This is a genomic window from Acinetobacter sp. Li1LvA2, from assembly GCF_056156705.1.
Genome location: NZ_JBSICF010000001.1, coordinates 816,921 through 831,428, shown reverse-complemented (window position 1 = coordinate 831,428; position 14,508 = coordinate 816,921). Strand labels below are relative to the sequence as shown.

Here is a 14,508-nt window from a genome sequence, read left to right as displayed (position 1 = left end):
AAGTATCACTTACTGAAGTGCAATTTTAATCTGATTGATATTTATACAATATGATTACAAGATCACAAGGATATGAACTGATGAAATTTCTAAAATTTCTAACTTTTAGCACGATTCTTACGTTGTCCGCGCATAGTTATGCGACAGTGAGTGGTGGACAAAAAATTGAAGTATTGGGTTATCAGCAAAAAGAGAAAAAACTTTATTTATTAAGACACTACGAAGATGGTCGAGGACGCCTACCACAACTATATTATTATCTATTAAATAGTAAATCGCCTGACAAACTTATTGAAGTTAAATCGCTCTATATCAATCCAAAAACACATAAGATTGATTATGATCAAGATAGTACAGCGTTTGATAAGGCTCTCAATAAAATTAAAAAAAATTTAACCCCTTTGATCATAAGTAATAGTAAGACTGTAAAAATTCAGACCTTAAAAACGCATCAGAAACAAGTAACATCTTGGTTTGATCCTTCAGGGAAGATCACGCAATATAAAACAGAATATGTTGTAAAATCGCCATCTTTACAAAGTAAGACGCACATTGCGGTTCATTACACCAAAGCAATAAAAATTTCCCAAAATTATAGCGTACCTAAACAAAATAAGAGGTTGGTTGTCGTTAAATATCTGGGGGTTCCAGAAGAAACTGGTTACGATATTGAAGACCCTATTTTACTACTACCTAATCAAAATCTTCTTTAGGGATGCAGCCATACAATTTACACAGGATTAATAATGAATAATTTGAATTTTAAAACTCTAAAAAAGTATTGGTTGCCATTTGTAGGTATTGCTTTAATCGCGGGCTCTTTAGTATTGGCATTTGCTTGGGTCGCTGGTCTATTTGGACATCGAATCACAAGCAAAACATTTTTGGGCGAATCATTAAGTAAATTTGATCCCGGATATCGACGTGCACACGGTAAGGGTATTTGTTTTGATGGCATGTACCACAGTAATGGTGCAGCGGCAGCACTCTCTAAAGCGACTGTATTTACCAAGTCTGATATACCAGCAATTGGTCGATTTTCTATTGGAAGTGGTAACCCGCATGCGGCAGATAATTCTACAGCAACAGTCAGTATGGCTTTATTACTTTCTGCAGCTGATCATTCACAATGGCGCATGAAATTAAACAACTTTCCCTATTTCCCTACGCGAAATGCTGAAGGTTTTTTGGCGCAGCAAAAAGCATTTAAACCAGTTCCATCTACTGGTAAACCTGATCCAGTCCTTGTTGAAGCTTTCTTAAAAGAATATCCCGAAGCGCGTAAGTCTATTGAACAAAAGGCAAAGATGCCATTAACTGGTAGTTTTAGTGGCGCAGAATTTTATGTGGTAAATGCATTTATATTGCGGGCTGCCAATGGACAAGAACAGCCAGTGCGTTGGTCTATGCGTCCTCATTCAAAATTTATTAGTCTGACCAAAGAACAACGTGATCAAGCTGGCCATGATTTCTTATTTAAAGATATCAAAAAACGTTTAGCTGAAGGGCCGCTGTATTGGGATTTAGTTTTGCAACTTGCTGAGCCGGGAGACACGGTGAATGACCCATCTCAACCTTGGCCAAAAGAACGTAAAGAAGTTATAGCGGGAACATTGGAAGTCAAAAATGTGACTGAACAGGTAAATGGTGTTTGCCGTGATATTAACTTTGACCCAACCTTGGTTCCACCCGGAATTGAGTTATCAGATGATCCGGTACTCGCAGCAAGAGCAGGTATCTATGCGCAGTCTTACAATGCTCGCTTACGTGAAATTGGATTTGGCAAAGCAACGGATGCCGTGGGTAAATAGGAGAGATCAGCCATGCAAAACAAATCTAACGATAATACTCCACGTTATTTTAACTTGACTGCTCGAATACTACATTGGGCTATGGCGGTAGCAATTTTGGCTATGCTATTTATTGGTGTAGGAATGACAACCTCAATCACTTGGCGTCCGTGGTTAATCGATATTCACCGTCCTTTAGGAATCGCAATCTTATTGTTGGTCATCGTAAGATTAATAAATCGACTCTATTTTCCAATTCCACCTTTGCCGCCGACTGTACCCCGTTGGCAGGCGTTTATTGCCCATGCATCACATTGGCTACTTTATCTTTTGATGTTTAGTTTGCCATTGCTCGGATGGGCAACGCTTTCGGCAGGTAATTGGCCTGTAACGTTATTTCCGGGTTGGGACCTTCCACCAATCGCTCCAACCAACTCTACGCTCTATGCATGGTTTCGCACTCTACACGGAGTTTTGGCTTGGCTGTTATTTGCTGTCGTTATTGGTCATCTGTCTGCTGCGTTATTACATGCATGGGTTTATCGCGATGGCGTATTCTCAAGTATGGCTTTGGGTTCTTCTACTGAGTCTAATAGAGATAATGAAAAGAAGAGTGTGGATTGAGAAGGAGTTATTCAGCTCTTAAGCTCAGATCAGGCGGATAAGAGGGATAAGTCAGTGGAAATGGTGACATATTTTGATGGAGTTAAAACAAATAAATTTGGAATGAAAGATGTTCTATTTAAGTTACATTCGATTTTGGTTTAAAGTTTTAAATGATTGATAATATTTAAATTTAATATATTTTATCTGTCTAACAATGGGAAAATATAAATTTCCTATAATTCTAAATATTTGTCATAGCCTTATGAGCTTCAAGTTATAAGATTGGTAATGTGTAATGCATATTGAAAATATTATTCGAAAACTAGATTTAGTGACTTTAAAGATATTTCAAACAGTCTGTGATGAAAAATCTCTGAGCAAGGCCGCTGAAAAAAATATGATTGCGCTATCTGCTGCAAGTAAGCGTTTGACTGATTTGGAGCATTTGATTGGAACCAAACTGTTTATTCGTGATGGTAAAGGCATGCAAATTACACCTGCTGGTGAAAGTCTGCTTTACCATTGCAGAACCATTTTAGACTCGGTTTATAAAGCTTCGGTTGAGTTAGAAGAATATAAAATAGGCATTAAAGGTTTTGTACGATTACAGGCAAATTTATCAACGATCATTCAGTTTTTACCCGAAAGTCTGCATCCATTTATTGTTGAAAACCCTCAAATTAAGATTGAGCTTGAAGAACGTCCAAGTATAGAAATTATCCAAAATGTAAGTAATAAAATTGCCGACTTAGGCATCTGCATTGCTGAGAACTTATCAGAAGATCTGGATTATTATCATTATCGTAGCGATCGGCTGGTCGTGGTTATACAAAACCAGCAATATTTAAGTGAACAGAAAATTATTTCTTTTGAAGATGCATTAGATTACGACTTTATTGGATTGCATACCCAAAGTGCGATTAATCGGATTTTGCAGCAAAAGTCTGAAGCGCTAGGAAAGCAGCTTAAACTCAGGATATTGGTGACGAGTTTTGATGCGGTTTGCCGTATGGTGCAGGCTGGTATGGGGATTGGAATTTTGCCTCATAAGGTTTTCGAAATCTTTGGTAAACCCTTGGGGCTGGCAAGTGTAGAGTTAACCGATAATTGGGCAAAAAGAGATTTATATCTGGTGTCCAAACATGATGAGTTTTTAAATCCAGTAACTCTGCTTTTGAAAGAATATTTTATGCACCCCCATAAAGAAATTACATCTGAATAAATTTTATAGGTTTCGCAAACCACGAAGGCTTGTTGATCTTTTAAGAATTGTATTACTGCTCATTGCACCATAAATTTAACTCTATCGGAAGTAGATATAATATGGATTGTTATGAGCCTAGCCCTTGAGAAAATAAAAGTCCTTGAAATAGGTACCCTAATTGCAGCTCCTTTTGCAACACGAATTCTTGCCGAGTTCGGTGCGGAAGTCATAAAAATTGAGCCTATTGGCAAAGGTGATCCACTTCGTAAATGGCGTAAGTTACATCACGGAACATCTTTGTGGTGGTATTTACAGTCACGTAATAAGAAATCTTTAGCACTTAATCTTAAGTCACCAGAAGCAATTGCTTTAATCAAAAAGATGATTGTCGACACAGACATTCTGGTCGAAAACATGCGTCCCGGCGCCCTTGAAAAATTAGGCCTTGATTGGGAAACCTTAAAATCAATTAACCCTAAACTAACTTTTGTTCGCATATCTGGTTATGGGCAATCTGGTCCATATAAAGATAAACCCGGTTTTGGTGCAATTGGTGAAGCAATGGGCGGAATTCGCTATACCACAGGTTCACAAGACTCTGCGCCTGCACGAGTTGGGGTGAGTTTAGGTGACTCACTTGCTTCATTACATGCAGTGATTGGCGCTTTAATGTCGATTGTGAATATTAAAACGAATAATGGTAATGGACAGATTGTTGACGTGTCACTTGCAGAAAGTGTCTTCAATATTATGGAAAGTGTTGTCCCAGAATACGACTTGCATGGTTTTATTCGGGAGCGTTCTGGAGGTTCTTTGCCGGGTATTGCACCTTCAAATACCTATCGAACGAAGGACAATGCTTTTGTTGTGATTGCGGGAAACAGTGACCCAATTTTTAAGCGCTTAATGCATGTAATTGGTCGTGAAGATTTGGCGAATCGACCTGAGTTTGAACACAACGATGGGCGTGCGCAACAGAGTGATTTGCTAGATGCTGCAATTGAATCATGGAGTCGACAGCATTCAATTGATGAGGTTTTGCAGCAGCTTGAACAGGCTGAGGTTCCATCTGGGCGAATTTATTCTGTAGCCGATATGGTCAATGATCCGCATTTCCATGCACGTGATATGTTGCTTTCAACCGAGTTGCCCGATGGTCAAGTGGTGAAAATGCCGGGTATTGTTCCTAAGCTTTCTGAAACACCGGGGCAGGTTAAATGGCGTGGCCCTGAGTTGGGTGAGCATACCGAATCTGTTTTAAAACAATACGGTTATCAAGTTGAAGATATTGAAAGCCTGCGTGTATCAGGAGTAGTGCAATGACAGCATTTTCCGACTTACTTGTTGTACAAGAAGTCTCTCCACGAGATGGTTTGCAAATTGAGCCGACTTGGGTGCCCACCAATAAGAAAATTGATTTAATTAATCAGTTGTCAACCATGGGTTTCTCTAGAATTGAAGCAGGGTCTTTTGTCTCGCCAAAAGCCATTCCGAATTTGCGAGATGGTGGTGAGGTTTTTACTGGAATTACGCGCCATAAAGATATTATTTATGTTGGCTTAATTCCAAATTTAAAAGGTGCGCTTCGGGCAGTTGAAGCCAATGCAAATGAGTTAAATCTTGTTCTTTCAGCTAGCCAAACTCATAACCTTGCCAATATGCGAATGACTAAAGCTCAATCATTTGCAGGATTTACCGAAATTGTGGAGCAACTACAGGGTAAAACACAGTTTAACGGAACTGTAGCAACAACATTTGGTTGTCCATTTGAAGGCAAAATTAGTGAAAAAGAAGTGTTTAGCTTAGTTGAACATTATTTAGAGTTGGGTATTCATAATATTACCTTGGCAGATACCACTGGTATGGCGAACCCCGTGCAAGTGAAAAGAATTGTCTCTCACGTTTTATCGTTAATTTCGCCTGAGCAACTGACCCTACATTTTCATAATACACGTGGATTGGGGCTAACTAATGTTCTTGCAGCTTACGAGGCTGGAGCAAGACGGTTTGATGCTGCATTGGGTGGTTTAGGTGGGTGCCCGTTTGCACCGGGGGCTTCGGGAAATATTTGTACTGAAGATTTGGTCAATATGTGTGAAGAAATGGGAATACCGACCACTATTGATTTGGATGCTCTCATTCAACTTTCGAGAACCTTACCCGCACTTTTAGGGCATGACACGCCAAGCCAACTTGCCAAAGCGGGACGAAATACAGACTTACATCCGATACCGGATTATATCAAATCACTTAATTAAGATACGTCATTCAAGATAGTTGGAAATAAGGCGATATGCGTATCGTCTTCGGTCAACTCGTCTTTAAAATCTTGATGGAACGTGTCTTGAGGCTCATTTTCAGGAGAAAATAAATGAGTTTAAAGCAAAGCATGGAATTATCGGCTGAAGCAATTGCCGAAAAGCAATTAATAAAAAAAGTAGCATGGAAAATCATGCCATTAATTATGGTGTGTTACTTATTTGCCTTTTTTGATCGTATCAACATCAGTTTTGCCAAGTTTCAGTTACAAGCTGATTTATCCTTAAGTAATACAGCTTATGGTCTCGGTGCCAGTTTATTTGTAATTGGTTATGTAATATTTGAAGTACCCAGTAATTTATTGCTACATAAATTTGGTGCGAGAAAATGGATTGCACGCATCATGGTTTCTTGGGGTGTTGCAACGACCTTAATGGTGTTTGTGACTACTGAATGGCAATTTTACGTATTACGTTTCTTGATTGGTGCAATGGAGGCAGGCTTTGCACCGGGTGTGCTTTATTACATGACGCTTTGGTTTCCCCAAACTTATCGTGGTCGAATTATTTCATTATTCTTTCTTGCTTCTGCCTTTTCAGGCATCTTTGGAGGACCAATTTCAGGGGTGTTGTTGTCATCACTTGATGGTGTGATGAACATGCGTGGCTGGCATTGGTTATTTTTAGTGGGTGGCGTACCTTGTGTTTTACTTGGTCTTTGTGTTCTTACTTACTTAAAAGATCGTATTGATGATGCGCAGTGGTTATCAACCTCAGAAAAAGCTCATTTGAAACGTTTGGTTGAGCCTAAACAACCAGAAAAAGCCTCTCATTCATTATGGGCTGCCATTAAAACCCCGGGATTATTAATTTTAGGCGTTATCTATTTTCTGATTCAAATTGCATCTTATGGTCTAAATTTCTGGGGGCCACAGTTAATAAAAAGCTCAGGTATTGATGATACCCAAATGATTGGTTTTCTTAGTGCTATTCCATACCTCATGGGAGCAATTACAATGGTAATTGTTGGACGTTTAGCAGATAAATCTGGGGAGCGTTTAAAATTTACTGCTGGTTTACTCTCTTTAGGTGCTATTGGTTTCTTTACAGCAGGTTTCTTTGATGCCAACCCAGTTGTGGTGGTGATTTCACTTGCGTTATTAGGGGCTGGTATTGTTGCTGCAATTCCTTCTTTTTGGAATTTACCGCCCAAAGTCTTGGTTGGAGCGGGGGCAGGTGCTGCTGGTGGCACAGCGCTCATTAATACATTAGGACAAATGGGGGGAATTGTTAGTCCTATTATGGTTGGTCATATTAAAGACATAACAGGAAGCACAACACCCGCACTATATATTATTGCAAGCTTATGTGTTGTGTGTATTGCACTATTGATATGGGCTACACCAAAACGATTACAAGAGAAAGGTTAAACGATTCACTCATGCTCAAAGCCATTTAGTTGGCTGTGGCATGAGTGTAGTTAATATTAAAGTGATATAACATGATGATTATTTATAATTTTTATAATTATATTCTAAGTGGGTTAGCATATTTATAGGAACTGTACTTTCTATTATTTAAAGCCATTTTTGAAACGAACCTGATCTATCCAAACACCTATCAAATCGCGGTGAGATATCGAACATGGCTCATCAATGAAATTTATAGCCAGCTTATAAAACTAAAAACCGATACGACTTTTCAAGACGCCAAACTGTTTTTATATATGATTGAAGGTGCAATCATTCAACTTTTAGACTCAAATCAAGTGGATGAGAGGGAAAAGGTGCTGGATTGTTTTTTATGCAGTTTAGGTAGGTGATGTAAAATGCTGGGCTGATAACAAAAAATATTAGACCGGTCGTCTATAGGTCTATATAGTGAGGTCTTACTTTGTTGTCCTTCTAGTTTAAAAGAGAAAATTAATGTCTATTATTCTTCATCATTTAAATGCTTCACGCTCATTTCGCATTCTGTGGTTACTTGAAGAAATTAATCAAACTTATGAATTAAAAAGTTATTTTCGAGATAAAACTACAAATCTCGCACCTCAAGAATTAAAAAACATTCATCCTTTAGGAAAATCACCTGTGATTGAACTTAATGGAAAAGTGATTGCAGAGTCAGGTGCAATTGTAGAAATTTTGATTGAAAAGTTTGCTCCACAACTTATGCCTGCGAAAGATTCAGACAGTTATCTTGATTATTTACAATGGATTCATTTTTCAGAAAGTTCGGCTATGGTTCCATATTTATTAAGTATTTTTAATTCGATTGAGTTAAAAAATGGTACTCAATTAAAATTCTTGGACCGATATGCGCATGCTGAGTTGGATAAAGTATTTTCGTATTTAGATCAACAATTAGTAGGCAAAAAATTCTTAGTAGGCAATAGCTTAACGGGTGCTGATTTTATGATTGGTTTCGTAGTCTACGGTCTAATTAATTCATTAAATATTCGCTCAAAATATCTCAATATTGAACAATATGTAAAAAGTCTAGAAAGCTTAGAAAGCTGGCAAAAAGCCATGTCTATAGAACAAAATCTTCATCATCAAACCAATGCCTAAAAACGAAATGGTCTTAAGCACTTAAAAAAAGAATTGATTTCTCAAGTAGAGAAATCAATTCAGGAATTTAGATCCCTTCAACAAAACTCACCATAACATCACAGCAGTCTTGGCGTTTGCTTTTGGCAAGCTGATATTCAGGTGAAAAGTAACATTCACGTGCAGTTTCCATATCTGGAAACTCAATCACCACGTGACGTTCAAACTCTTGTCCTTCTAAAACTTCTGAGGCACCGCCACGGGCAAGAAACTTGGCACCGTACTTTTGAAAAGCTTGCGGAGCAGTAGCCATATATTGTTTATATTGTTCCATATCATGAATGGTGACATGAGCAATCCAGTAAGCAGACATATCGTATTTCCCTATAATTTATTAAATAAAGGTCTATTTACCTTTTCCTAAAATTTGTGATTTCACGCATCTAAAATATTTTTTGCGACAGCAGCAGCTTCAGCAATATGTTCAGCAACCGCCTGTTTTGCCTTTTCAGGGTCTTTGTGAAGATAGATGGCTTCACACATATTTTTAATACGTTGATAACCTGAAATTTCACGTTTTGTTGATTTCATGGTCATGGCACGAAGGCGGCTAATTCGACCATTTAAACGTTGCACCACTTCCCAAGCAATATGGTGCTTTGCGGTAGCAAAGATGGTTTGGTAAAGCTGGGTTGAGGTCGCAATAATCAGATTGATGTCATCGGCAGCAAAAGCAGCTTTAAGATCTTCTAATAAAAGCTTTAATTTTTCAGCAGTTTTTTCATCGAGGTTTTTAGTGCAGTCAACCACAGCACTTTGCTCTAACAAAAGACGAATTTCATAAATTTGTGAAGCGATGTCCCAGTTAAGTAGCGAAACGATAGGGCCTTTGTTTGGCAAAATCTCGACTAAACCTTCTGCTTCTAAATAACGAATCACTTCGCGAACTACAGAACGGCTCACGCCAAGTTCTTCACATAACGTTCTTTCAACCAGTCTTTTTCCTGAAGGGAAATAGCCCGTAATAATGGCATTGCGCACTTTATCTAAACACAGCTCTCGTAATGTTACGGGCGGGTTTTCAATTTTAAGATTCATAAATAATTAAATTTTCCTGTTTTTTAACATGTTGAGTTTCATCACATGTTTTTCAATAAAAATTAGCATAGCAAACTCTTGCTTTTTTTTCAGTATGTATTATGGTATACCATAATACGAATGACAAGATAATTTACTTGCAAGGAAGAGCAATGGAACTCATACGTAAAACAGTGCTTCATGTAGAAACCACTTATGTAGATGGCGGCAAAGAAGCAGCAAAGCCTTTAAAAATGGTGGCAGCCGCCGCGGTCATTAAAAATCCGTGGGCAGGGCAAGGTTATGTAGAAGACCTAGCACCAGAAATTCGCCGTATTGCACCAATCTTAAGCGAACATTTAACCAAGCTTATTCTTGATGAAGTGGGTTCGGGCGAAGCCGTTGAAGCTTTTGGTAAAAGTGCAGTGGTGGGCTTAAACGGTGAACTTGAACATGCATCAGCTTTAATTCATACCTTACATTTTGGTAATACTTACCGTAGTGCTGTTGGTGCGAAATCTTATTTGGCATTTAACAATACCCGTGGCCCAGCAAACGCGCCGATTTTAATTCCAATGATGGATAAAAATGACGAAGGCCGCCGTTCTCATTACTTAACATTGCAATTTGCAATTCCAGATGCACCTGCTGCCGATGAGCTGGTTGTTGTAATTGGTGCAGCAACAGGTGGTCGACCACATCATCGTATTGGTGATCGTTATAAAGATTTGGAAGAGTTAGGTCATGATGTCAAAAACCCTGCAGCTGTCAAATAACCGTATTGCTCACTATTTTGAGCAAGGCGAAGGAGAGCCTCTGGTTCTAATCCATGGAGTGGGAATGCAAGCTGCGGCATGGTATCCACAAATTGAATATTTTTCTAAACATTATCATGTCATTTCAGTAGATATGCCGGGACATGGTCAAAGCACCAAATTACCGGCAGAAGCAAAGTTACAAGATTTTGTTGAATGGACCATCGAATTTATTACAGCCTTAAATTTAGGACCTGTAAATTTAGCTGGGCATTCAATGGGCTCGCTAATTACTACAGGTGTTAGCGTTACCCGTCCTGATTTAGTTAAACGGATGGCTGTGCTCAATGGTGTATATAAACGTACAACACAAGCACGTAATGCCGTGATCCAAAGAGCTGAAGAGTTAAAAACAGGTCGTATTGATGTTGAGACTCCGCTAAAGCGCTGGTTTGGTGAAAGCGAAGTCGAGCGTATAGCAGCAACCAAAGTGAAATCATGGCTCGAAAATGTCGACTTGTCTGGTTATACCACTGCATATTCTGCTTTTGCGCAAGGCGATGAAACCTATGCAGATGACTGGTCAAAGATTACTTGTCCTGCTTTGGTGTTGACCGGAACGGATGATCCTAACTCAACTGCAGAAATGGCTGTGCAAATGGCGAATCAGGCAAAGCATGGCACTGCAATTGTCATTGAAAATGAACGTCACATGGTGAACTTAACTGCACCTGATAAAGTGAATAATGCAATGCAAGCGTGGTTGGAAACCAGCGTTTAAATTGCCACACATTGCTGAAGGAATATAACAATGAGTGAAATGGATACAATTAATAAAATACGTGAATTACGTGATGCTTTCGGGTCATTTATGACGGGCGTTACCGTGGTCACAACCTGTAAAGAAGATGGAACGCCACTTGGCTTTACAGCGAACTCTTTTGCTTCGGTGTCTTTGGACCCAGCTTTACTTCTAGTAAGTATTGCCAAGACATCAAGCAATTATCATAACTTTGCAAATACCACTCATTTTGCAATTAATATTTTGGCAGAAGAGCAAAAGGATGTTTCGAATACCTTTGCTCGTCCAAGCGAAGACCGTTTTGCAAATCTTTCATGGTCAAAAAGTGCTTGCCAAAACCCGCTGATCGATCATGTGAGTGCTTGGTTTGACTGTACAACTTATCAGGTTGTCGATGCAGGTGACCACGCTATTTTAATTGGTAAAGTTGAAGATTTTGCTTCGACAGGTTTTGCAGGTCTTGGTTATTATCGTGGTGGATATTTCACACCAGCCAAACTTTCTGCCGAGGTCATCTCTGGTCCTAAAGTGGTGATGAGTGCGATCATTGGTCATGAAAATACCATTTTGCTTGAAGAAACTGCCGAACATAAATGGACTATTCCACATGTGATGGTAGATAAAGACGGTGCTGATAAAGCGCTTGAGAAAATCTTTGCAGAATATCAGCCAGATGCTTCTGCCAACTTCATTTACTCTGTATATGAAAACGTTGAAAACCAGCAGCAATATATTTCATTTTTATGCAACACACCCGTAGCTCAAGCCACTAAAGGTCAGTTTGTCGATTTAAATGATCTTGAAAAGCTAGAGTTTGTAGACGGTGCTTTAGAAAGTATGCTGATGCGCTATCGCAAAGAAAACCATCTGAAAACGTATGGTGTTTATTACGGAAATCAGACAACAGGTACAGTTCGTCAAATCGTTAAAGAGGAAGTTTAATCATGCGTTTTTCATTATTTGTGCATATGGAACGTGTTTCTGATCAGCAAACCCAGAAGCAGCTTTATGATGAAATGATTGAGCTTTGTCAGATTGCAGACCGTGGCGGTATGCATGCGGTTTGGACAGGCGAACACCATGCCATGAACTTTACCATTGCACCCAACCCATTTTTAAATCTGGTCGATTTAGCCAATAAAACCAAAAATGTTCGTTTAGGTACAGGCACGGTGGTAGCACCATTCTGGCACCCGATTAAACTTGCAGGTGAAGCTGCAATGACCGACATTATTACCAATGGCCGTTTAGATATTGGTATTGCTCGCGGTGCTTATTCGTTTGAATATGAACGTATGGTTCCGGGCATGGATGCATGGAGTGCAGGTCAGCGTTTACGTGAAATGATTCCTGCCATTAAAAACCTTTGGAAAGGCGATTATGAGCATAACGGTGAATTTTGGCAGTTTCCAAAAACCACCTCCGCACCTCAACCGCTTCAACAACCGCATCCACCAATTTGGGTTGCTGCTCGTGATCCAAATAGCCATGAATTTGCTGTGCAAAATGGCTGTAATGTACAGGTAACGCCTTTGCATTTAGGTGACGAAGAAGTTGAAAAACTCATGGGACATTTCAATGCAGCTTGCGAAAAGTTCAATGAAATTCAGCGCCCTGAAATTATGTTGCTTCGCCATACCTATGTGGCAGATAGTGAAGAAGATGCTCAATTGGCAGCAGATGAAATCAATACCTTCTATAACTATTTCGGCGCATGGTTTAAAAATGAGCGTGAAATTAATCAAGGTTTAATCGCACCTTTAAGTGCTGAAGAAATTGCTGCACATCCTTTTTATACACCTGAAGCGATGCGCAAAAATAACGTGATTGGGCAAGCCCAAGAAGTGATTGACCGCTTAAAAGCTTATGAAGCGATGGGCTATAACGAATATTCTTTCTGGATTGATACGGGCATGAGCTTTGAACGTAAAAAAGCCTCATTAGAACGTATGATCAATGAAGTTATGCCGGCATTTGCATAGAGGCGAATATCATGACAGCAGATTTTCAGCTTTATATTAATGGTCAGTTTGAATCTGGTGCAGCGACTTTTGAAAGTATTAATCCTGCAACAGGTGAAGTCTGGGCACACATGCCGGAAGCTCGAACCGATGAAGTCAATCGAGCAGTTCAGGCCGCATCAAGTGCGTTAAAGGCACCGGCTTGGGCAGGTTTAACTGCTTCACAGCGCGGTAAATTGCTCTATAAACTGGCTGATTTAATTGAAAAAGCTGCACCGCAATTGGCTCAAATTGAAACCAGTGACACGGGCAAAATTATTCGTGAAACATCGAGCCAGATTGCCTATGTCGCTGAATATTATCGCTATTATGCAGGTATTGCCGACAAATTAGAGGGTAGTTTTCTACCAATTGATAAGGCAGACATGCAAGCATGGATTGTTCGTGAACCAGTAGGTGTGGTTGCTGCAATCGTTCCTTGGAATAGTCAGTTATTTCTATCGGCAGTGAAGGTCGGCCCAGCTTTAGCGGCAGGTTGTACAGTCGTGTTAAAAGCCTCTGAAGACGGCCCTGGACCATTATTGGCTTTTGCTAAATTGGTCCATGAAGCGGGTTTTCCCGCTGGAGTGGTCAATGTGATTACTGGTTTCGGACCTGAATGTGGCGCCGTGCTGAGTAGCCATCCGGACGTTGCTCATGTTGCGTTTACAGGTGGTCCAGAAACGGCAAGACACATTGTACGTAACTCGGCTGAAAATCTTGCAAAAGTTTCACTCGAATTAGGTGGCAAATCACCATTTATTGTATTTGCTGATGCAGATATTCAAAGTGCGGTAAATGCTCAGGTCGCTGCTATTTTTGCTGCTACTGGGCAAAGTTGTGTGGCAGGTTCACGCTTACTGGTTGAAGAAAGCATTAAAGATGAATTTGTTCAGCGTTTGGTTGAGCGTGTACAAACCATAAAAATTGGTTTACCTCATGAGATGACAACCGAGTTTGGACCGCTTTGTACCTTACGCCAACGCCAAAAAATCGAGCAAGTTGTTGCAAGTTCAATCCAGCAAGGGGCAAAACTTCTTACTGGCGGTAAAAGCCTTGAGCGAGCAGGTTATTACTATCCACCGACCATTTTAGATTGCACCAATGCACCTCAAGCAGATTGCATTACCACAGAACTATTTGGTCCGGTTTTATCGGTAGATAGTTTCAAAGATGAAGCGGAAGCTGTGCAAAAAGCCAATAGCACGCCTTACGGGCTGGCGGCTGGCGTTTTTACCACCAATTTAAGCCGTGCTCACCGTATGACCAAAGTCATTGGGTCGGGAATTGTTTGGCTAAACACTTACCGAGCTGTTTCACCACTTGCACCTTTTGGTGGACATGGGCTTTCGGGACATGGTCGGGAAGGTGGCGCAAATGCGGTTTTAGATTACACCGCCACCAAAACAGTTTGGTTACGTACTTCAGATGAGCCAATTGATGACCCATTTGTCATGAGATAAGTCA

General features: G+C 39.9%; 15 protein-coding genes and 1 pseudogene. 14 read left to right on the top strand and 2 right to left on the bottom strand.

What is annotated here, in order from left to right; genetic code table 11:
- Positions 1-80: 80 nt before the first annotated feature.
- From ACS604_RS03855 to ACS604_RS03815, 9 genes and pseudogenes are all read left to right on the top strand, one after another.
- Entirely contained in the window at positions 81-713 is a 633-nt protein-coding gene (locus ACS604_RS03855; RefSeq protein ID WP_474770156.1) for a hypothetical protein, read from the top strand.
- Between the two features lie 33 nt (positions 714-746).
- Complete coding sequence (locus ACS604_RS03850) at positions 747-1,811, top strand: catalase family peroxidase (protein ID WP_474770153.1); 1,065 nt, start codon at positions 747-749, stop codon at positions 1,809-1,811.
- Between the two features lie 12 nt (positions 1,812-1,823).
- Positions 1,824-2,414, top strand: a complete 591-nt coding sequence (locus ACS604_RS03845) for a cytochrome b (protein WP_174739045.1) — start codon at positions 1,824-1,826, stop codon at positions 2,412-2,414.
- A 277-nt stretch (positions 2,415-2,691) separates the two neighbouring features.
- The gene (locus tag ACS604_RS03840; protein ID WP_174739043.1) at positions 2,692-3,618 is read left to right on the top strand and encodes a LysR family transcriptional regulator; all 927 of its coding nucleotides are present in this window, start codon (positions 2,692-2,694) and stop codon (positions 3,616-3,618) included.
- A gap of 111 nt (positions 3,619-3,729) precedes the next feature.
- On the top strand, positions 3,730-4,923 hold the full coding sequence (locus tag ACS604_RS03835) for a CaiB/BaiF CoA transferase family protein (protein WP_474770150.1): 1,194 nt from the start codon (positions 3,730-3,732) through the stop codon (positions 4,921-4,923).
- Positions 4,920-5,858: a hydroxymethylglutaryl-CoA lyase gene (locus ACS604_RS03830; RefSeq protein ID WP_474770147.1), complete on the top strand. Its 939-nt coding sequence runs from the start codon at positions 4,920-4,922 to the stop codon at positions 5,856-5,858. The genes ACS604_RS03835 and ACS604_RS03830 overlap by 4 nt, the downstream gene beginning before the upstream one ends.
- A 113-nt stretch (positions 5,859-5,971) precedes the next feature.
- Positions 5,972-7,288 carry an MFS transporter gene (locus tag ACS604_RS03825; RefSeq protein WP_353154738.1) on the top strand — a complete coding sequence of 439 codons (1,317 nt, stop codon included), beginning with the start codon at positions 5,972-5,974 and terminating at the stop codon, positions 7,286-7,288.
- Between the two features lie 134 nt (positions 7,289-7,422).
- Positions 7,423-7,680, top strand: a pseudogene (locus tag ACS604_RS03820) (TetR/AcrR family transcriptional regulator); the annotation flags it as partial.
- Between the two features lie 103 nt (positions 7,681-7,783).
- Positions 7,784-8,428 carry a glutathione S-transferase family protein gene (locus ACS604_RS03815; protein ID WP_353154735.1) on the top strand — a complete coding sequence of 215 codons (645 nt, stop codon included), beginning with the start codon at positions 7,784-7,786 and terminating at the stop codon, positions 8,426-8,428.
- A 67-nt stretch (positions 8,429-8,495) separates the two neighbouring features.
- Here ACS604_RS03815 and ACS604_RS03810 read toward each other — a convergent pair whose 3' ends face one another.
- Both ACS604_RS03810 and ACS604_RS03805 read right to left on the bottom strand, forming a co-directional pair.
- Complete coding sequence (locus tag ACS604_RS03810) at positions 8,496-8,780, bottom strand: DUF1330 domain-containing protein (protein WP_474770144.1); 285 nt, start codon at positions 8,778-8,780, stop codon at positions 8,496-8,498.
- Between the two features lie 62 nt (positions 8,781-8,842).
- On the bottom strand, positions 8,843-9,505 hold the full coding sequence (locus ACS604_RS03805) for a GntR family transcriptional regulator (RefSeq protein ID WP_061874539.1): 663 nt from the start codon (positions 9,503-9,505) through the stop codon (positions 8,843-8,845).
- Between the two features lie 152 nt (positions 9,506-9,657).
- Between ACS604_RS03805 and ACS604_RS03800 the strand changes: the two genes are divergently transcribed.
- From ACS604_RS03800 to tgnC, 5 genes are read left to right on the top strand one after another with little or no spacing between them, the layout of a single operon-like run.
- Complete coding sequence (locus ACS604_RS03800; protein WP_151962534.1) at positions 9,658-10,260, top strand: amino acid synthesis family protein; 603 nt, start codon at positions 9,658-9,660, stop codon at positions 10,258-10,260.
- Positions 10,229-11,020 carry an alpha/beta fold hydrolase gene (locus ACS604_RS03795; protein ID WP_474770141.1) on the top strand — a complete coding sequence of 264 codons (792 nt, stop codon included), beginning with the start codon at positions 10,229-10,231 and terminating at the stop codon, positions 11,018-11,020. The genes ACS604_RS03800 and ACS604_RS03795 overlap by 32 nt, the downstream gene beginning before the upstream one ends.
- 30 nt (positions 11,021-11,050) lie before the next feature.
- Positions 11,051-11,983: a flavin-dependent trigonelline monooxygenase reductase component gene (tgnA, locus tag ACS604_RS03790; protein ID WP_151962535.1), complete on the top strand. Its 933-nt coding sequence runs from the start codon at positions 11,051-11,053 to the stop codon at positions 11,981-11,983.
- Between the two features lie 2 nt (positions 11,984-11,985).
- A complete protein-coding gene (gene tgnB / locus ACS604_RS03785; protein ID WP_004793333.1) occupies positions 11,986-13,023 on the top strand; it encodes a flavin-dependent trigonelline monooxygenase oxygenase component in 1,038 nt (345 codons plus the stop codon).
- Positions 13,024-13,034: 11 nt separating this feature from the next.
- Positions 13,035-14,504: a (Z)-2-((N-methylformamido)methylene)-5-hydroxybutyrolactone dehydrogenase gene (gene tgnC / locus ACS604_RS03780; protein ID WP_031947972.1), complete on the top strand. Its 1,470-nt coding sequence runs from the start codon at positions 13,035-13,037 to the stop codon at positions 14,502-14,504.
- The last annotated feature ends 4 nt before the right edge of the window (positions 14,505-14,508 follow it).